The 19,136-nt window shown below is 63.9% G+C and carries 18 protein-coding genes and 1 pseudogene; 10 read left to right on the forward strand and 9 right to left on the reverse strand.

Annotation, left to right across the window (positions count from 1 at the left end; all coding sequences use genetic code 11):
• Positions 1 to 23 precede the first annotated feature (23 nt).
• Positions 24 to 1,733 (reverse strand): long-chain-fatty-acid--CoA ligase FadD2, encoded by a 1,710-nt coding sequence (gene fadD2, locus M2432_RS04705; protein WP_280825587.1) that lies wholly within the window; start codon positions 1,731 to 1,733, stop codon positions 24 to 26.
• 87 nt (positions 1,734 to 1,820) lie between these two features.
• Between fadD2 and M2432_RS04710 the strand changes: the two genes are divergently transcribed.
• Positions 1,821 to 3,068, forward strand: coding sequence for a DNA polymerase domain-containing protein (locus M2432_RS04710; RefSeq protein ID WP_280825588.1), 1,248 nt, complete (start codon positions 1,821 to 1,823; stop codon positions 3,066 to 3,068).
• A gap of 192 nt (positions 3,069 to 3,260) precedes the next feature.
• Positions 3,261 to 3,716, forward strand: coding sequence for an STAS domain-containing protein (locus M2432_RS04715; RefSeq protein WP_280825589.1), 456 nt, complete (start codon positions 3,261 to 3,263; stop codon positions 3,714 to 3,716).
• Positions 3,717 to 3,888: 172 nt separating this feature from the next.
• Here M2432_RS04715 and M2432_RS04720 read toward each other — a convergent pair whose 3' ends face one another.
• Complete coding sequence (locus M2432_RS04720; protein ID WP_280825590.1) at positions 3,889 to 4,347, reverse strand: PPOX class F420-dependent oxidoreductase; 459 nt, start codon at positions 4,345 to 4,347, stop codon at positions 3,889 to 3,891.
• A 60-nt stretch (positions 4,348 to 4,407) separates the two neighbouring features.
• Here M2432_RS04720 and M2432_RS04725 point away from each other — a divergent pair, with 60 nt between their 5' ends.
• Positions 4,408 to 4,815, forward strand: coding sequence for a MerR family transcriptional regulator (locus tag M2432_RS04725; RefSeq protein WP_280825752.1), 408 nt, complete (start codon positions 4,408 to 4,410; stop codon positions 4,813 to 4,815).
• Here the strand turns inward: M2432_RS04725 and M2432_RS04730 are convergent.
• On the reverse strand, positions 4,778 to 5,350 hold the full coding sequence (locus M2432_RS04730) for a TetR/AcrR family transcriptional regulator (RefSeq protein WP_280825591.1): 573 nt from the start codon (positions 5,348 to 5,350) through the stop codon (positions 4,778 to 4,780). The genes M2432_RS04725 and M2432_RS04730 overlap by 38 nt on opposite strands.
• A 168-nt stretch (positions 5,351 to 5,518) precedes the next feature.
• Here M2432_RS04730 and M2432_RS04735 point away from each other — a divergent pair, with 168 nt between their 5' ends.
• Together M2432_RS04735 and M2432_RS04740 are read left to right on the forward strand one after the other, a co-directional pair.
• Positions 5,519 to 5,755 (forward strand): hypothetical protein, encoded by a 237-nt coding sequence (locus tag M2432_RS04735; protein WP_280825592.1) that lies wholly within the window; start codon positions 5,519 to 5,521, stop codon positions 5,753 to 5,755.
• Between the two features lie 91 nt (positions 5,756 to 5,846).
• On the forward strand, positions 5,847 to 8,165 hold the full coding sequence (locus tag M2432_RS04740; protein WP_280825593.1) for an amino acid permease: 2,319 nt from the start codon (positions 5,847 to 5,849) through the stop codon (positions 8,163 to 8,165).
• 1 nt (position 8,166) lies between these two features.
• Here M2432_RS04740 and M2432_RS04745 read toward each other — a convergent pair whose 3' ends face one another.
• Positions 8,167 to 8,700, reverse strand: coding sequence for a hypothetical protein (locus M2432_RS04745; RefSeq protein WP_280825594.1), 534 nt, complete (start codon positions 8,698 to 8,700; stop codon positions 8,167 to 8,169).
• A 391-nt stretch (positions 8,701 to 9,091) separates the two neighbouring features.
• Between M2432_RS04745 and M2432_RS04750 the strand changes: the two genes are divergently transcribed.
• Complete coding sequence (locus M2432_RS04750) at positions 9,092 to 10,162, forward strand: hypothetical protein (protein ID WP_280825595.1); 1,071 nt, start codon at positions 9,092 to 9,094, stop codon at positions 10,160 to 10,162.
• Positions 10,163 to 10,336: 174 nt separating this feature from the next.
• Positions 10,337 to 10,585 carry a hypothetical protein gene (locus M2432_RS04755; RefSeq protein ID WP_280825596.1) on the forward strand — a complete coding sequence of 83 codons (249 nt, stop codon included), beginning with the start codon at positions 10,337 to 10,339 and terminating at the stop codon, positions 10,583 to 10,585.
• Positions 10,586 to 10,676: 91 nt separating this feature from the next.
• Here M2432_RS04755 and M2432_RS04760 read toward each other — a convergent pair whose 3' ends face one another.
• Complete coding sequence (locus M2432_RS04760; RefSeq protein ID WP_280825597.1) at positions 10,677 to 11,384, reverse strand: hypothetical protein; 708 nt, start codon at positions 11,382 to 11,384, stop codon at positions 10,677 to 10,679.
• A gap of 407 nt (positions 11,385 to 11,791) precedes the next feature.
• Here M2432_RS04760 and M2432_RS04765 point away from each other — a divergent pair, with 407 nt between their 5' ends.
• Entirely contained in the window at positions 11,792 to 13,246 is a 1,455-nt protein-coding gene (locus tag M2432_RS04765; protein ID WP_280825598.1) for an LCP family protein, read from the forward strand.
• Positions 13,247 to 13,259: 13 nt separating this feature from the next.
• Here M2432_RS04765 and M2432_RS04770 read toward each other — a convergent pair whose 3' ends face one another.
• The 3 genes and pseudogenes from M2432_RS04770 to M2432_RS04780 all read right to left on the reverse strand — a co-directional run bounded on the left by M2432_RS04770 (position 13,260) and on the right by M2432_RS04780 (position 15,928).
• On the reverse strand, positions 13,260 to 13,724 hold the full coding sequence (locus M2432_RS04770; RefSeq protein WP_280825599.1) for a hypothetical protein: 465 nt from the start codon (positions 13,722 to 13,724) through the stop codon (positions 13,260 to 13,262).
• Positions 13,725 to 13,808: 84 nt separating this feature from the next.
• Positions 13,809 to 14,524 (reverse strand): annotated as a pseudogene (locus M2432_RS04775) (MgtC/SapB family protein).
• A gap of 147 nt (positions 14,525 to 14,671) precedes the next feature.
• On the reverse strand, positions 14,672 to 15,928 hold the full coding sequence (locus M2432_RS04780) for a hypothetical protein (protein ID WP_280825601.1): 1,257 nt from the start codon (positions 15,926 to 15,928) through the stop codon (positions 14,672 to 14,674).
• Positions 15,929 to 16,022: 94 nt separating this feature from the next.
• Between M2432_RS04780 and M2432_RS04785 the strand changes: the two genes are divergently transcribed.
• The gene (locus M2432_RS04785) at positions 16,023 to 16,691 is read left to right on the forward strand and encodes a response regulator transcription factor (RefSeq protein ID WP_280825602.1); all 669 of its coding nucleotides are present in this window, start codon (positions 16,023 to 16,025) and stop codon (positions 16,689 to 16,691) included.
• Here M2432_RS04785 and M2432_RS04790 read toward each other — a convergent pair.
• A complete protein-coding gene (locus M2432_RS04790; protein ID WP_280825603.1) occupies positions 16,680 to 18,059 on the reverse strand; it encodes an ATP-binding protein in 1,380 nt (459 codons plus the stop codon). The two genes, M2432_RS04785 and M2432_RS04790, sit on opposite strands and share 12 nt — an antisense overlap.
• A gap of 254 nt (positions 18,060 to 18,313) precedes the next feature.
• On the opposite strand from M2432_RS04790, the gene M2432_RS04795 reads away from it, so the two are divergent.
• On the forward strand, positions 18,314 to 18,898 hold the full coding sequence (locus M2432_RS04795; protein WP_280825753.1) for an MspA family porin: 585 nt from the start codon (positions 18,314 to 18,316) through the stop codon (positions 18,896 to 18,898).
• Positions 18,899 to 19,136 lie beyond the last annotated feature (238 nt).

Below are 19,136 nucleotides of genomic sequence, written 5' to 3' on the forward strand. Positions count from 1 at the left end.
TCGGCCGGTGAGAACGACTGCAACTACTCCGAGTCGAAGTCCATCTCACGGAGTTCGCGCTTGAGAATCTTGCCCGTGGGGTTGCGTGGTAATTCGTCCAGGAAGATCACCTCACGCGGAACCTTATAGCGCGCCAGGTGATCTCGCACGTACACCTTTATCTCTTCCTCGGTGACGGAGGCGCCCTCCACCCTGACCACGAAGGCGCGCAGCCGGGCTCCGAAATCCTTGTCGTCCACGCCCAGCGCGGTGGCCTCGATGACTTGCGGGTGTCCGCTAATCAAGTCCTCGACCTCGGCCGGGAACACATTCTCTCCGCCGGAGACGATCATCTCGTCGTCCCGTCCGCTGACGTACAGCAGCCCGCGCTCGTCGAAATATCCGACGTCGCCGGAGGACAGCATTCCGTCGATGATCTGCTTGCCACCGCCACCGGTGTACCCCTCGAACGGGAACGTGGTGCCCACGAAGATCCGTCCGACGCTGCCTTGCGGCAGTTCGTTGCCGTCGTCGTCGAGGATCTTGACGCGAACCCCCTTGACCACCGGGCCGACGGTGGCCGGGTTGATCGAAAGATCCTTGGGTCCAGCGATGGTCGCGAAGGAGATCTCAGTGGAGCCGTACAGGTTGTAGATCACCGGGCCCAGATCTTTGAGGGCCCGGGTCGCCAGTTCTGCACCGAGTTGCGAACCCGACACGAACACGATGCGCAGGCTCGACAGATTTGGTTTCGGCGACGTCTTGTCCAACTCGTCGAGGATCCGCGACAGCATGACCGGCACCACGACCATGGCCGTGACCCTGTGCCGCTCGATGTCCTGGAGCACGGTGGCCGGCTTGAAACGCCGACGTAGCACCAAGGTGCTGCCCAGCATCATCGCGATGGTCGAATGCAGATATCCCAGCGCGTGGAACATCGGCGCCGGGAGGCTGGTCACCTCACCGGATTTGAACGGGACCGCTGAGAGCACCCCACCGATCGGCGCCAACGACGGCGGTGCACTTCGATTGGCGCCCTTGGGAGTTCCGGTGGTGCCGCTGGTGAGGATGATGATGGACGCCGACTTGGCGACCTTCGGCGGCGGCATGCTGCTGGTGCGGGCTATGACGTCGGCCAAGGTTTCGTCAGTGCTGCCGGACGGCTCCGGCTTGTCTGGGTTATAGCTCAGCGCACGCAGTTTGCCCAACGGAGGATCAGCCATGGACACCGCATCGGTGTACTCGTCGTCGTAGATGACCAGCTTGGCGCCCTCACGTTCGGCGACCTCTTTGATCTGCGGTCCGGAGAACTCGGAATTGAGCAGGATGATGCGGGCTCCGACCCGGGCCGCGCCGTACACCGCGGTCAGGAACCAGCGGTGGTTACGGGCCAGAATGGCCACCCCTTCGCCGGCCTGAACGCCCATGGTGCGCAGTGCATTTGCCGTAGCGCTCACCGCATCGTCGAGCTCTTGGAAGGTGATATCGCCCTCATCGTCGATAACAGCGGTGCGGTGCGGCGTCCGGCGCGCGTTGAGTGCAGGGATCATGCCGATCTCGCCCCAGCGAACGATGTCGGCAAGCATCGCGGCGATGTGCTGGGGCGACTCCAGCTTGAGCGCACCGGCTTCGAACATCTTCCTCGCGTAGTGCAGTTCGGCCGCACCGCGTTCCAGATACTTGCCGACGGACTTCTCCAGCGATTCCTGCAGCGTGGCCGCCACCTGCATTGGAAGGTCAGTCAACTTCGCCATGGGCCAACAATAAGTGACCTTGGCGGCGCGGTGGGATCGCTTCGGCCAATCACTATGACTTCATAGACGGCCAATTACCATGGCCTCATGGGTGACACCCGGTCCCTTGAGGTGGGTGGGCGCGAGGTTGCCGTCAGCAACCCAAGCAAGGTCGTCTTCCCCGGTGCGGACGGACGTGCCGACGTGACCAAAATCGATCTCGTCAACTACTACGTGTCAGTCGCCGATGGGGCCCTGCGCGGCGTGGCCAACCGGCCGATGATCCTCAAGCGCTTCGTGAAAGGCATTGGGCAGGAAGCGATCTTCCAGAAGCGCGCACCTGAGAAGCGGCCGGACTGGATCGGCGTCGCCGAGTTGAAGTACGCCTCGGGTACGTCGGCCAAGGAAGCGGTGATCAACGAGGCGGCCGGGTTGGTATGGGCGGTGAACCTGGGCTGTGTGGATCTGAATCCTCATCCGGTCCGCGCCGACGACCTGGACCACCCCGACGAGTTGCGTGTCGACTTGGACCCGATGCCGGGGGTCGAGTGGCCGCAGATCCTCGAGGTCGCGTTGCTGGTGCGTGAGGTGCTGACCGACTACGGCCTAACCGCCTGGCCCAAGACGTCGGGTTCGCGCGGCTTTCACATCTATGCCCGCATCGAGCCACTCTGGGACTACAAACAGGTGCGGTTGGCCGCGCAGACCGTGGCCCGGGAGGTCGAACGGCGCGCACCCGAACTTGCCACCAGTCGCTGGTGGAAAGAGGAGCGCCAGGGCGTGTTCGTCGACTTCAACCAGAACGCCAAGGACCGAACCGTGGCATCGGCCTATTCAGTGCGGTCCCGCCCTGACGCCCGGGTATCCACTCCATTGTTCTGGGCGGAGGTGCCGGGTTGTCGCGCGGAGAACTTCACCGTGACGACGGTGCCGCAGCGATACACCGCGTTGGGTGATCCGTGGGCCGGAATGGATAAATTCACGGGTTCACTCGATAATTTGCTGGAGTTGGCAAAAGAGCTGGGCCCGGCTGAGTCGGCCCCGAGGGGCACCCACCGACCCGACGGTTCGGGCCGCAGAGTTTCATCAAAACCGCTGATCGAGATAGCCCGCACCAAAACCCGCGACGAGGCGATGGCTGCGTTGGATCTGTGGCGATCCCGCCATCCAGCGGCGTCGGCCGCGCTTGAGCCGGTTGATGTGCTGGTGGACGGCATGCGTGGACCGAGCTCCATCTGGTACCGGGTCAGGATCAACCTGGAGCACGTGCCCACCGAGCAGCGTCCCCCGCAGGAACCCCTGCTCGCCGACTACTCACCGTGGGACAGCTATTCGGGGCCGCAGCGGTATCGATGATCGCACGGCCGCGGCCCTGACACGCTTACTGCCAGTTCTCTGCCAGATGTTTGCTAGCAAGTTTCAGCAAACTTCTTAGCGATGTATTAGGAGTTACTCCCCGGTACCTTAAATTGGCCGCATATCTTCGATTCCGAGCCGAAGTACGACATAGCAGTCAAACGTTCGGCCAACATCGAAGGGAGGCACCTCATGGCTATGGTTACCAGCGAGTCAGCGTCGAAGGCCGCTTTTCGCTACGGCAATCCGGTGGTCGCTTGCGGCGATGCCGGGGTGCGCGCCCAATGCCGCCAACTGGCGACGGTGTTAACCGTTACCGGCGCGATCGACGAATCCAATGTGGACCTGGTCTCGGCGCAGGTGCGTCGGTGCATCCTTCCCGAGAAGCCGTTCATCCTGGACCTGAGCGGGGTGACCTCGTTCGCCCTGTCCAGCATCGAACTGCTCGACGAAGTCAACAACAGCTGCTACGCGGCACATGTCGAGTGGTCTCTGATCACCTCGTACCCGGTCAGCCACGTGCTGCTGGCCTGCGGCGACGACGCAGCATTCCCGACCGCCACCTCCGTAGCCGACGCACTGCACCACTTCTCGGACCATATGTACGAGCGCCGGCGTCTGCTGCCCTTCCTCACCAAGTCCGCCTAAGAGAGGAACTGAATCCATGTTGATCGACATCCGCTGGCTGGGCGCCCTTCTTCACCGTCGCAAGACCGCCCACTCAGCTACGCCGGTTCACTGACACCATCCAAATCTCGCACCCGGTGCCGACACCAGCCATGGTGTCGGCATCGGGTTTTTTCTGCCCCGATCCAGCGGCTTATCTGCTGCCGTCCAGCTCGATCCGCACGATCACACTGTCCGGCCAGACATCTGTGGCTCGCGCACGCCGCAGCTTTTCCCGCAGCGGCAGGCCCCGGTGCACATGGGTGACGCCGGGAATGCTGACCAGCGGTACGACATTCCACTGCCACCCATAGCGGCGGTGCAACGCCCGGTTGGCCTCCTGCGCCTCGACCCCCGACAGGAGCGTGGCGCGCCCGACGAATGTCGTTGCACCGCCCTGGATTTCACCTCGGTAGTCGCACGGGGTCAACTCGACGTCCGGGCGGGTCGTCAGCCGCTTGGTTTTGGGGCCGACCTTGGTTCGAAACACCAGGGCGCCATTGTGGGCTGCCAGCCAGATGGGCGTGTCGACCGGACTGCCGTCTCGGCGATAGGTCCGGAGCAGCGCATACCTGCTGGTGGTCAGGTCAACCTGCCGCGAAAGTCCATGCATGCCACCAGTGAACGACTTAGAGTTGACTCCAAGTCAAGCTGATTCGGAGATGCCATGGCAATGTTGGCCATCGGCGAGTTGGCCCGCCGGGCCGATGTCGCCGCGACAACCCTGCGTTACTACGAGCAGATCGGGCTCATCCCAGCGCCGGCCCGGATCGGTGGACAGCGGCGCTATGACACCGCGGTCGCCACCCGCCTCGAGGTCATCCGGCTTTGCAAGACAGCCGGTTTCACGTTGGACGAAATCAGGTTGCTGTTCGCTGACGACAGACCGGGCCGCCCGGCCAGCCAGGCCCTGGGCGAGGCGAAGCTCATCGAAATCGACGCCAAGATCGCTGAGTTGCAGCGTGCCCGAGAGATCATCCAATGGGGTCTGCAATGCACCTGCCCATCGATCGACAGCTGTACCTGCGGTGTCCACCCCCGCCCTACCGGCGCCGAGCACCCGCCTTTGCCAATGCAGTAATCAGCGGAAGTGTTTGATCAGCAAGGACTTTCGCAGAAACCGGGCAGCCGCGCTGCAGCCAGTCGATAGCCACGCCGACCAGGGCACCGGCCTCGAATGCCGACGGAACGTCGTGTGGCGACTCGGTCTCGTCATGCGGATCAGGTTGTGCGCCCGGATTCTTGACGAGGTAGATGCGCGCGATGGCGTGCCGGCGGATGCGGTCGACGACCCGTGCGCTGCCCTGCGGCCCGGCCAGCGTGCGAATCAGGTTGGCGTGCTCGGCGAAGCTGACGAAAAACATCCGCAGCACCTCAGAGCCGTCGGAGTCGCTCGCATAGTCGGTGCCCACCGACGGCAGCCCATCGATCAGATCATCGACCATCGCCGTGCACGCCGCCTCAGCCAGTTCATGCACGTCGCGGTAATGGTCATAGAACGTCGACCGACTAACCCCGGCGCGCTCGGCCACGTCGGCGATGGTGATACGGGACAGATCCTGTTGCTCCACCAAATCCATCAGCGCTCGCTGCAGCGTGGACCGGGTACGGAGCACACGGCGATCCACTGGCGGCTGTTCACTCTCGGCCAATTCGCAACTTTCCGCACACCCGTACCTTAAACAACATCTGTGTCTTACCCTACACCTGTAGGTCTACGATGATTTTTGTGGCTACTCGATCAGGGCGCTGGGAACGCTCGGCGAGCCGCAGGAGGTACGGCCATGAGACTGCTGATCATCGCGGCAGCGACCCTGACGGCGCTGGTCACCGGCGGAATCGCCCTGGCAAGCCCGGCCACGGCACAAATGCCCTGCAGCAACGCCACCGTGTGGGGCAACGGCGGCGGCCGGTGCGATTCAGGCCAGGCCGCGGACGGCAGCTTCACCCGCTGCGACACGGTCTATGTGCTCGGGATCGGTGGCACCAATTGCTACCGCGTCGAACCGGGGGCACCTTGAGCGCCCAGCCGGATTTCACCCGGGCTGTTCGTTGGCTTGTAATGTCCTGTGAGCCTTTTGGCCCGGGTCCACTGCGCCATAGACTTCCGCGGTGACCCCTCCCCAACCCCGGGTGCCTGAGTCGGTCGGCTATGCCTTCAAGCGCCTGTTTCTCGGCCGGCCAATGGTCAATGAGCAGTTACACGCCGAGAAGCTGTCGAACCCGGTTGCGCTCGGCGTGCTCTCCCCCGACGCCATCTCATCCAGCGCATACGGCACCGAGGAAATCCTGATCGGGCTGCTGCCCTATGCGGGCATGGCCGCCTTCACCCTGCTGTTGCCGATCACCGGCGTCATCCTGCTGATCCTGATTCTGGTTGCCGCCTCCTACCGGCAGGTAGTCATGGCCTACACCCGGGCCGGCGGCTCGTACGTGGTAGCGCGGGAGAACTTCGGGCCGCGGATCGCCCAAATCGCCGCCGCCGCACTGCTGATCGACTACGTGGTCACCGTCGCGGTGCAGGCCGCGGCCGGAACCGTCGCCGTCGCCTCGGCTATACCGGTGCTGGGCCCGTACAGCCTGGAGATCACCGTCGGCATCGTGCTGGTGATCGCCTATGCGAACCTGCGCGGTCTGCGCGAAGCAGGACGCCCGTTCGCGGTACCCACCTATTTCTTCGCCATCATGCTGACGCTGATGATCGTGGTCGGTGTCGTCCGTGAAATCTTCGGTGACCTACCGGTTTACGACGTTGCGCACATGTCCGGCCTGGTGCCCATCGAACACGAGAACGGCATCATCATGGGCGCCAGCGTGCTGGCGGTCCTACGCGCGTTCGCCAACGGCGGTTCCTCGCTAACCGGCGTCGAGGCCATCTCCAACACGGTCAGCGTGTTCCGTAAACCCCAGGGCCCCAATGCCCGCAAGGTCCTTACCGTGATGGCCTGCATCCTGGGCTTCCTGGTGGCCGGGGTGTCGTACTTGGCCTACGAGACCCACTCCGCGCCTTATGACGCCGGTTACCCCTCGGTGCTGTCCGAAATCGCTCGCGCGGTGTTCGGCGACGGATGGATCGGCCACATCCTCTACAACCTGGTGCAGATATCCACCGCGATGATCCTCTACACGGGCGCCAACACCAGCTTCAACGGCTTCCCGACGCTGGCGAGTTTCGTTGCCGAGGACCGGTTCCTGCCGCGACAGCTGACCAAACGCGGCCACCGTCTGGTGTTCTCCAACGGCATCATCGTGTTGACCGTATTGTCGGTGGCACTACTGGTCTTCACCGGTGGATCGGTCAACGCCCTGGTGCCGTTCTACGCCATCGGGGTGTTCACCGGGTTCGCGATGGCCGGCTACGGCATGTCCAAACACCAACTGACCCACCGGGAACCGGGGTGGCGCGGACGGCTGGCGGTCAACCTGTCCGCGGCCATCCTGTCCACCATCGTGGTCGGCATCTTCGCGGTCGCCAAGTTCACCGAGGGTGCCTGGCTGGTGGTCGTCGTGTTCCCGCTGCTGGTCGGTCTGCTGATGCGGCTGAACCGCGAATATCGCGCCGAGGCAGCGATTCTCGAGCATTTCCGAACCAATCGGCCAGACGCGGTGAAGTTCTCCCGGCACCGGGTGCTGGTGATGGTCAACGGTGTCGACCTGGCCGTCCTGGAAGCCTTGCGTTACGGCCGCGGGTTGCGCGCCGACACCATGACCGCGGTGCATTTCATGGTGGACCCGCAGGTTGCCAAACAGCTGCAAAAGAAGTGGGAGTACTACGAACTCGACACCCCGCTGCGTGTAATCGACTGCCCTGACCGCCGATTCGGCCGTGCCGCACAGGAACTCGTCACCAACACGCTGTCGGAATACCCCAACACCAACGTGACCGTGCTGCTGCCGCGACGTAGCTACGCACCGATCCTCGGCCGTGTCTTGCACGACCGCACCGCCGATCAGATCTCACGCGCGGTCAGCCGCATCCCCGATGCAGCGGCCACCATCGTGCCCTACGACGTGCAGTCCCGTATCCGAGAAGCGTTCCCGCACATGTTCGAAGAACGCATCACCCGCCGGGTCGAGCAGATGCGGACCCGGATCATCGGCGGCGACGAACGCCGCCTCGAAAAGTACGAGCACCCCGAGGTCCCGCCTGCCTGCGTGTCGGTGGACGGCCTCATCGTCGGCCAGCGCGCGACGGTGGAAGGCCGGGTCGACGAGGTCGACGAAGAGACCAAGCGCTCGAAGTCCAACCGAGTGGTGCTGCTCGGCGACGAAAGCGGAACGTTGAGAGTGGTTTTCACGCCCGGGCACGGCCGCGACATCATGGCCGGTCAGATAATCCAGATCACCGGCAAGGCCCGGCAGATCGGCAACCGCCCGATCTTCATGGCCGACCCCAGTTATCGGATCATCGAGACGGTCAGCGGTGAATGACTCAGTGCGCCGAATGCCCCGGGGCACTTCCGACTTCCGCCGGTAGCGGCGGAGGCAGCGGGGTGGTGGGCGGCGGCATCGGCGCCCCGGTTACCGGTGTCACCGGTGTGCCGGCCGGCGCCGGGGCCGACGGTGCGCCCGCGGGTGCTTGGGCAACAGCCCCACCCGATTTGAAGTAGGTCATCGGCTCCGATCGGATGACCTGGCTTCCGTCGCTGATGTCGAGCGACTTGGAACTAACTGTGTAGGTGATGCCATCACTGTTCGCAGTGAAGCTGCCACTTGCATTGGTTGTCGCGGTTGCGGTCAGCTTGGCGCCGTCGCGTACTCGTACAGCGCGGTATTGGTACACCCCGGCGGGCGTCTTGCAAATGGCCACCCGCGAGCTGTCAGTGGACCCGAACGCCACTGCGATATCGGGGGCGCTGCAGCGGGCAGTCGAATCGACAAACCCCTGGCTGTCTGTCGCCGGGGTGGACGCGGCCGGGCTGGCCGGGGTCGTGGTGGTGTTCGTGGACGGACTCGCAGCAGCCATCGGCACCCCGACGGGCAAACACAGCAGGCTCGCAGCCATCACAAGGCGCGCGCGTGACATGAGGGTGTACACACCGATACCAGACCACAACACATCCGATTCAGCGAGCGCCCACACTGAACGGTTGCCAAATCGTTGGTGTATCGCCAGGTGATCGGCAGATGTATGGACCTGGAAACGGCCACCAACCACGCTTGGTGAACTTTTGGAAAAATTCAGTTGGATTTCTACTAGTTACTTGGCAAATTGCGCACGAATCCGCAGGTCCGCACACTCCCAGGGCATTCTGAACGATTAGAGCAGTTCAGCACTTTCAGCTATCTTCAGACCGCAACCACGCTCCTGCCTCGTCGAACCCCAGGGATAACTCATGCAAAAGACTCTGCAAGCTGTGCCTACGTCACTCGTGGCGGGAGTGTGCACTGTGTGCGTCGCCGCAACGTTGGCAAACCCGGCTGCGCCACACGCCCTGCCAGCGGTCCACGCGTCCGCGCCGGTGGTCAGCTACACGGAGGGCTACAAGCTCACCGCCGCCGCCGATCCACTGACCATCCTGCTGACACTGGGTGCCTTGCCGTTCCAGAACGGCTACCAACTATTGGGTGCGACCCTCAACGTGCCTAGCGTCGCCATCGCCGGCACGTACTCTTTCGGCCAGAGCACGTTCCCAGCCCCGTTCCCCACACTCCCGGCGCTCCCGACGACGGGCGTCGGCCTCAACACCGCCTTCTCATTCCTGTTCAACGGCAAAGCCTCGCAGATCCCGACGGTCCTCACAAACACCCTTCAGAGCACGATCAATGCGCTTGGCTACCTTCTCCAAACGCCGGGCTCGATCATCGCTTATGACATCCAGACGATCCAAAACCTCTTCGGCATTACTTCGGCGGCGGCTACCGCCGCGTCGATCACCTCGTTGCCCTCCGTCACCTCGCTGGCCACCGCCTTGGTCACCTCGTTGCCCTCCGTCACCTCGCTGGCCACCGCCGCCACCTCGACGGCCGCAGCCAAGCCGCTGGCGATCACCGCGGCCGCGGTGAAGACGTCGACCGCTTCGGTGACTCCGGCCACCAGCACCGGTTCGACCGACACCGCGACCGGCACCGACACCAAGTCGAGCTCGGACACCGCGAAGTCGGATACCACCAATTCGGACAGCACGACCGGTACCGGCACCAAGACCGGCACCGACACGAAGAGCACCTCGGGCACCAAGAGCACCGACAGCACGAGCACCACCGGCAAGAGCAGCAGCAGCACCAGCACCTCCGGCGACTCGAGCTCCACCAGCGGCAAGCACCAAGCCTCCGATGGCAGCAGCACCACCGGTAGCAGCTCTTCCAGCAGCTCCACCGGCGGCAAGCACCGCGCTTCTGCGGGCGCCAGCAGTTCCGGCAGCAGCTCCAGCTCGGGCAGCAGCTCCAGCTCCCACGGGTCGGGCTCGTCGGGCGGCCACCACTAATCAGGTCGGCTACGCCGACACAACAACACTGAGGGCTGTGGACCGTACGGTCCACAGCCCTCAGTGCTATCCGAGGCCTGCTTCAGCAACACCCGGTCCGGCTGACGGCGTACCCAACTGGTGCGCCGGCCAAGGCAACGCATTTTCGAACGCACGGGCCGCGAACTGCCACGTATGGTGGCCGGGGTACATCCGCAGCGTGCATCCAATGTCTACCGCCATCGCGGCAACGCACAAGTTCGGCAGGGCGCCTTTCTCACGGAACACCTGTTCTGCGTCGTGGCCGCCGAAACCTATTGGCGCGTCATCATTTTCGACGTACCAACCGACGATTCCCCAATTCGCCTCACCCTACGCGCCGAAAGTCGAAATCGCGTAAGGCCGAACGTCTTTGGCCAGTTGGTCGGCGGCGTTCCCGCGTGATCCGTTGACACATTCGGTGTCGTTGTTGAAGCTGTTGCTCTATTCGACGAACACCTGAAGATTGGCTGGCTCCCCTCCCCTGAAGAAGGGGTCAGCTACCTGGGACACCAAGTGGCACCTGCGCCGGGGATGTCAGACTCGCGTATTGCAGCGGCATACCGGGTGCCACGGCCGGCGCAGGCGCCAATGGCACACCGCCCGATGGCGCACCCAACGATGGCGCACCCAACGATGGCGCGAATTGCGGTGTCGCGGGAGCCGCACCCGGCAATTGCAGAGGCGAGCCTGCCATTCCGAGCGGCGTACCGGGCAGCCCCGGAAGACCCGGCGGCGTCACCGGCAGACCGCCGTTCATCAACGCCGGGATGTCGCCGTTGGCCAACGCGTTCATGAACGAAGGACATTGAGACTGGATGGCCATCTGCGCGACGGCCCCGGCGATCGGTACCGCCAGACCGCCCTGCCCGCTCATCTGGGTGGCGCCGCTGGCCAGTTGCCCACCGGGCTGGACCAGGAGCGGGCAGATCGAGGTACCCACCTGGGCGATGGCGTTGCTGACCGGGCCGTTGTGTCCGATCCCGACATCGCTGAGGGCATCTCCCACGATGTCGGCATGAGCGCGCGGGCTCCAGACGGTCGCTACCGCGATGACCGCTGCCGCGATGACAACGGGCCGCAGCACGGTGACTGATGCGGCCACCACATCTATGGCCGTAATCTGCGTCCGGCCGGTCCGCGGCTTGGCCGGGCAGTCGTCGACAGCACGACGGCGGTACGTCACTTCAGTGGTTGCAACCATGAGCACGCTCCTATTCCCCGAACCTCCAGCGCCACACCTGGCACTGATTTCACTTTGGTAACGGTGAGCGACAAATGTCACGTTTACAACACGGAGCGATAACTGTTCGAACCCTATGCGTTTCGCTACCTTCACCTGTGAGACCAAAGTGCAATCCTGAGACCTTTTCTTACATCCCCAGCATCATTAGTCACACAGACCTCATTAACCCCATCGGGGATGTCAATAAATTTCGGCCCGCAGGTTCGCCACACGGCGCTTCCCTACCTCGGCGGGCCGCCGTCGGCTTGTACGCTTGTACGACCATTTGACTTTGCGGACGGAAACCCACCGTCGTCCCGACCGGCCCGTCTGGCTGTCCGAGGAGATTCGATGACCGATAAACCGGCCACCGGATATCGCCGCGCATGCGTCAGGTAATCGCGCTTGTCTCCGCTGCCGTGCTGGCACTGACCGGCATCGGCTGGTGGGGCGTGCACGGCGTCATCAACGGCTTCACCATCTCGCATGCCCTGGGCATCGATCTCCCCGGTTCGGGCAATGTCAACGGGCCTATGAACATCCTGCTGATCGGGCTCGACTCACGACGCGACCAAGACGGCAATGAACTGCCACAGGACCTTCTCGACGAGTTGCACGCCGGCGACTCGGACAGCGGTGGTTACAACACCAACACCCTCATCCTGGTGCACGTCACTCCCGACAATCACGTGGTGGCTTTCTCCATCCCGCGTGACGACTACGTGGCCGTTGACGACATCCCCGGCTACCGACACATCAAGATCAAAGAGGCGTACGGCCTGAAGAAGGCCGAGGTCGCACAGAAGCTCAACGACGAGGGCATCACCGACCAGCACGAATTGGAGACCAAAGGCCGCGAGGCGGGCCGTTCCGCCACCATTTCGGCTGTCCGCGACCTCACCGGAGTGAAAGTCAACTACTTTGCCGAGATCAGCCTGGCCGGCTTCTACGACCTGGCCTCGGCGCTCGGCGGGATCGATGTATGCCTGAACAACGCCGTGCAGGACACCGACTTCTCGGGCGCCGACTTCCCGGCCGGTCCACAGACCCTCAATCCGTCGCAGGCGCTCGCATTCGTCCGGCAGCGGCACAACCTGGACAACGGCGACCTGGACCGCACCCACCGCCAGCAGGCCTTCCTGGCGTCGGTCATGCACAAGCTGCAGAGCGGCGGCGTGTTCAGCGACCTCGGCAAGTTCTCCAACCTCATGTCGGTCGCGCGCAAGGATGTTGTGCTGTCCCCTGGCTGGACCAACGACGTCTTTCGGCGCCTTGGGTCCGTCTCCGGGGACAACATTCAGTACCGCACGCTGCCGGTTCTGCGCTACGACACGGTCAACGGCCAGGACGTCAACATCATCGATCAGGACGCGATCCGCACGCAGGTGTCTGCGGCGTTCTCCGACGACCCGGATGCCTCGACCACGCCGGCACCGCCGGCCAGCACCGTCGATGTCATCAACGGCGGCGAGATGACCGGTCTGGCTGCAGCAGTCGCGTCGGCGCTGACCTCGCACGGCTTCACCGCCGGCGACGTGCGCAACTCACAGCCCGGTGAACCGACCGATACCCAGATCGACTACGGCCCCGGATCCGCTTCGGACGCCAGACAGGTCGCCGACCAGCTGGCGATCACGGCGACGCCGACACCGAGCGACAAGGAACAGCCCGGCCATATCCGCATCATCCTGGGAAACTCCTACGATCCGCCCGCGGCCATAGCCGATGCGCAGTCTTCAGGTGCCACACCGGTCGGCGCGCCCTCTTCCGGCAACCAGGACTCCGACGCTCCCGATCAGGGAAAGCCGATGAGCGGCAACGGAATTCCCTGCGTGAACTGACCTCAAGCTTGTTTCACTGCTTGGCCGAGTCACTGTCCGGTGGGGCGGTGCTCTTGGTTACCGCCGGCTTCCAGCCCACATAGGTCAGGTACAGCCCACAAGCCGCCAGCACGCCGAAAACCACCCAGATGAATGCGTCGGCACCCGAGGCGTACACCGAGTTCCCGGCCTTCTTGTAGACCGCCGGAACGGTCAAAAGGACGATGCCGCGGATCAGCATGATCCAGCCGACCACCGAGATGATGATCGCCGCAGGGCCACGCCAATACTGATGGAACGCGATGACGATCAGACCGAACACCAGCAAGATCGCGCCGAACAGCCAGGGCCACATGGGGTTTGCCTGGAACTCGTCGAACAACTGCTTCATGTACTCGCTGCGGACGGCCACGGTCGTCGGCACGATGCAGAAGAACGGCCCAAGCACCCGTGCGAAGTTTCGGGTTCGGGTCTTTGCCAGCTCCGATTCGGTTGCCATGTAACTACGCTAGGCCGGTGCTGATCCGTCGACAAGGGAGCCTGCCTGCCGGCCAGCGCATCTCAATGCAGTAGCCCACGACAGTCAGTCGGCCATACCCAATTCATCAGCAGTCCAACGGACTGCGGTGACCTCGGGTACCTTGATGACGTCCGCGAGCACCCTCTCGATCCGGCGGTCATCACGTTCGTCAGCGATCATCGACGCGGTGATCTGCACCCCTTGATCGTCTGGAAGATCCACCGCGGCAATCGATTGCAGAGTCAGGTCGGGCCCCGAGACGGCGTCGAAAACCAGACCGCGGATCTGCATCTCGGCGCGGGTGGCACAGCGGACCTCGATCCGGTACTCGGCCGACCCCGACTCTTCACCACCCGGCGGATGCAATCGGTCCAGGCCACGCCCGAGCGGACGCAGAAAGATGTTGGCGGCCATCACCGCAGCGGTTCCGATGAGTGCTTCCTTGATCATGCCGCCACCCGCCAGCGCACCTACCGCGGCGGTGGCCCACAGGGTCGCGGCGGTGTTCAGACCCGAAATATTGGCGCCCTGTTTCATGACGACGCCAGCGCCAAGGAAACCTATGCCCGAGGCGACCTGCGCCGCCACCCGGGTCGGGTCGGCCTCATGCATACCGCTGAACGTATAGCCGCCCATCACCACGAACAGTGTCGCGCCCAGGCTCACCAACGCCGCTGTGCGCAGACCGGCATTGCGGGAACGCCACTGCGTTCCAGCCCGGCGAGCGCGCCCAGGCCGAGGCCCAAACCGATCCGGATCGATACATCGAGCACGTCAATCATGGCCGGCACTCCTCACCTTGTCTTGCCTCCGCGAGGGTACGGAGGGTTGCCACCGTGAACCCTCCCGCGAGCATCGCGTGACCTGATGTTCACTGGCCATTTGACAACCGGGAACTGTTCGGGCGCAACGTCCCTAGCCGACCGTTACCCCAGACTTCCCAAAAGCGTGATCAAGGCACTCTCTTCATCCGCAGGGGCCGGATGGGTCGCCCGGACTGATCGTAAGACCGCGTCGATCTGCCGGTCGACAGCCGACCACGCGGTGGGTGCGGCCGACTGCAACGTGGCTTGCTTGTTGTCCCAAGCGGTTTCGAGATCCGTGACGCGAACCATGGCGCCGGCTTGATCGCCGGCCTTCACCTTCGCCAACGTGTCCTGGGCGATGGTCCGAAACTGCGCCATGTCCGCGGCCGGGAGAGTGGCCCTGGCCTGCCCCGGATTGAGCGGCGCCGATGCCGGGGGCACGGCGGGCATGTCGTCGTCACCGGCGGCCGTCACTGAACGGTGCGGCTGGCCGCCAGCCCAGCCCAGCAGTGCCCCGGCTGCCAGCACGACAATGGCGTAGTAGCCGAGGGCGACCTTGGCCGGCGCCGACCGCGTCGCCTCGGGCTGATCGACCGATGAGCGGCTGGTGTCGATGACGTCGACATGAGTGATCGTGAGGTAGACAACCGCGGCCGCGATGGTGATCAGGAAGATCGCACTGGTTATGCCGTATCCGAGCCCGAGCCCGTGATCGGTTACCGGCGAGGCGAACCAATCGCCGAGATTGGCGCCGAGCGGCCGGGTCAAGACATACGCGGCCCAGAACGACAGCACCGCATTCACCCCCAGACGCCACCCGATGACGACCGCGACGATGAGTCCGGCAGGGACAAGAACCGATACCCCGGGGCTCCATCCGGTAGCCGCCAGCGTCCAGTCGCCGGCGGCAGTACCCAACGCGAAGGTGACCAGCACGGCCAGCCAATAGAACAGCTCACGGGGCAACGTGATGATGCTGTGGATGGACAGCGTGCGCTCCCGCGCGAACCACACCCCGAACACCACCGCCAGCACGCCTGCGAAGACGCTCGTGCTCAACGCCAGAGGCACCCCGAATTTTTCGGTGAGAATGTCGGTGTACAGGGTGCCGGTCACGCTGAGCACCACAACTGTCAGCCAATACACCAGCGGCACATAGCGATCCAGCCTCAGCTGAACGGCCAACGTCACAGCGAGAACCACGGTGAAAATCAATGCCGTCCACACCAAGCCGACGCCAAGGCCGGTGTTCACCCAGTCGGCGAAGCTCTCCCCGACCGTGGTGCAAAGGACCTTGATGAGCCAGAACCAAACGGTGACCTCAGGTACCTTGCTCAGCGTCACGCGTCGCATGCGAGGCTGTCGCGCATCGGTCATGCCCACCGAAGGTAGATATCGGTTCCTGAACCGACGCTGAGGGACTCGACATCAGGCACACTGCAATTGGTAGCGACGGCATTCAGGAGGTCGCGTGAGAATTCTTCTAGTGGAGGACGAGCCCGGGCTGTCGACGGCTCTGTCCGCCGGGTTGAAGGCCGACGGCTTCGTGGTGGCCACAGCCTCTGACGGCATCGAGGGCCTGCACGAAGCCGCCTCCAACGCCTACGACGTGGTAGTGCTGGACATCATGCTGCCCGGGCTCAGCGGCTACGAAGTACTGAGACAGCTACGGGCACAGCGTATTTGGACACCGGTACTGATGCTGACCGCCAAAGATGGCGAATACGACCAGACCGACGCCTTCGACCTTGGCGCCGACGACTATCTGACCAAACCATTTTCGTACAAGGTGCTGGTGGCACGGTTGCGCGCGCTGATCCGGCGGGGCGCACCTGAACGGCCGGTTGTTCTCACCGCGGGGACGTTGCTGCTCGACCCCTCCCGCCGCGAAGTGGTCCGTGGAGAAACTTCGATCACATTGACTCCGCGCGAGTTCGGCGTGCTCGAATTCCTAATGCGACACAAAGACACCGTCGTGTCCAAGGCCGAGATTCTGCGCGGCGTGTGGGATGCGCACTACGCCGGGCCCGACAATGTGGTCGAAGTGTACGTCGGCTATTTGCGCCGGAAGATCGATATTCCGTTCGGCACCAACACAATTGATACCGTACGCGGAGTCGGATATCGGCTATTGCCGTGACGGCAATAGCACCCGCACCACCGTGCCGCCACCAGTCCGTTCCTCGATGACGACGCTTCCACCGTGCGCGGAAACGATCTCCGCGACGATCGACAATCCGAGTCCGGTGCCACCGCCGCGGCGCGAGCGCGCGGAGTCCAGCCGAACAAACCGGTCGAATACCCGAACTCGGTCGGCGGCGGGAATTCCCGGACCGTCGTCGCTGACCAGGAGTTCGGCAAGGTCGCCCTGGGTGTGCACCGATACCTCGACCATTGAGCGGGCGTGCAGGTCGGCGTTGTCCAACAGATTTCGCAGCACCCGGGTGATGGCCCCGGTATCGCCGAAAATCCGGGTGGGCAGCAGGTCGGCAGTGACGGTGTGGGCTGTTTCGCGTCGCAACCGCGCAGTCTGCTCCTCAGCCAGGACATCCAGATCGATCTCGTCGGCGCGCAGCGTCAGTCCCCGCTCGTCCGCCCTGGCCAGCAACAGCAGATCCTCGACGAGCGCGCGCATCCGGTAAGCCTCCGGGATAAGGGTTCCGGAGGTCAGCTCTGTATTGAGCAGTTCGGGATGCGCCTGCCCGACCTCCAGCGCCGAAATGATAGCCGCCAGCGGACTTCTCAATTCATGCGACGCGTCGCCGACGAATCGACGCTGAGCGGTATGGCCGGCTTCGATGCGGCCGAGCATCTCGTTCATGGTGGCCGCCAGCGCCGAGATCTCGTCGTGAGCCGACGGCATGGGCACCCGCTCGGTGAGATCTGACGTCGAGATGTCCGAGACCCAGTTACGGATGGCTTCCACCGACCGCAATGAGCGCTTCACCACCCAATAGCTGACGATGGCAGCTGCGGCGAAGATGACCGGCGCGGACACGACGAGAAGCAGCGCAACCGTTTTGAGCGTCGAGTCCACCGCCTCACTGCCACTGCCTACCAGAATTGTGTAGTCACCCGTCGGGGTCTGCGTGCGCTGGCCGCTGATCCGCATGCTGTTGTCGCTGCCGCCGGCCGCGACTCCGGTGCGTAGGCCCAGGCCGAAGTCGGCAGTCGGGGCCAGCGGTGTAGCCGGTGCGTGGGTTGAACGGCGCACCACTTGATCGGCCTGGTTGATCACCTGGACGGCGACCACCCGCTGACCGGTGGCAAACAACGAGGCATCCAACTCGTCAGGCGCATCATCGCGCAGCGCCGATATCAGGCTGCCGACGCGGTCAGCGGCCGCATAGTCCACACTCCGCAACAGCGTCGTGCTCAGAACCGCGATCAGCCCCAGGCCGGCGATCAACAGCGCGATCAACACCACCGATCCCGATACCACCGCCGAACGGGCGGCAATCCCCCAGTGTCGCGGCCCCCAGTATCGAAGCCCACCGCCGCTGCCCATGCCTGTGGACTGTAGGGCTGTCGGCGCACATCCGGTACCGCCGATCCGTTCTTGGCGATCTTTCAGCCCGCGCTTGCCAAACTCCACACGCCCGACCGCCTAACGCTGCGACCAGGGCCAGTTGAGAAGGAAGACGGAAGTAGCCATGCGGGCGATCACTCGAGGTACCAAGAATCTCTGCGTCCAGAGCGGGCGTGCATAGCGTGCACAAGCTCATTCGCGCCGTGGTCGGGTTGTGCCTGACCCTGACGGCCATGGTGGTCACTTGCACCGGCACCGCACAGGCCGGGTTGGACAACGAACTAGCTCTGGTTGACGGCCAGGATCGGACGTTGACTGTTCAGCAGTGGGATACGTTCCTCAATGGTGTGTTTCCGTTGGACCGCAACCGGTTGACCCGTGAGTGGTTCCACTCGGGCAGGGCCAAGTACAAGTGCGCGGGCCCGGGCTGCGACGAGTTCGCCGGCACCTTGGAGCTGGGTTACCAGATCGGCTTCCCGTGGTCGCTGGGTGTGGGCATCAACTTCAGCTACACCACGCCGAACATCCTGTTCGACCAGGCCAGGTGGTACGGGCCGACGCCGTTCAACTCGATCATTACGCCGAACCTGTTCCCGGGTGTGTCGATCTCTGCCGACCTGGGCAACGGTCCGGGTATCCAGGAGGTCGCGACGTTCTCGGTGGATGTCTCCGGCCCCGCTGGGGCGGTGGCGGTGTCCAATGCGCATGGCACGGTGACCGGTGCTGCCGGTGGGGTGCTGCTGCGCCCGTTCGCCCGCTTGATCTCCAAGGCCGGTGACTCGGTGACCACCTACGGCGAACCCTGGAACATGAATTGACCGCCCGCGCAAGTTCGCCGAATACGCCACGCATGCGAGCACACCCACTCGCGCCGTGGCCGGAAACACGCACCCGACACACAATCAGCAAACATCACGCGGTGCTGCTTCGGCCACGTCGTCGGCCAGGGTCGACGCTTCCGCGGTGACCACGGCAGCGAAGTCTGGAGAGCCAAACCGATTGAGTTACAAAATGGCCACGTACAGCCCATCTGCAAGTTTTCAGGAGCTGCCAAGC

Source organism: Mycobacterium sp. OTB74, from assembly GCF_029892685.1.
GTDB lineage: Bacteria > Actinomycetota > Actinomycetes > Mycobacteriales > Mycobacteriaceae > Mycobacterium.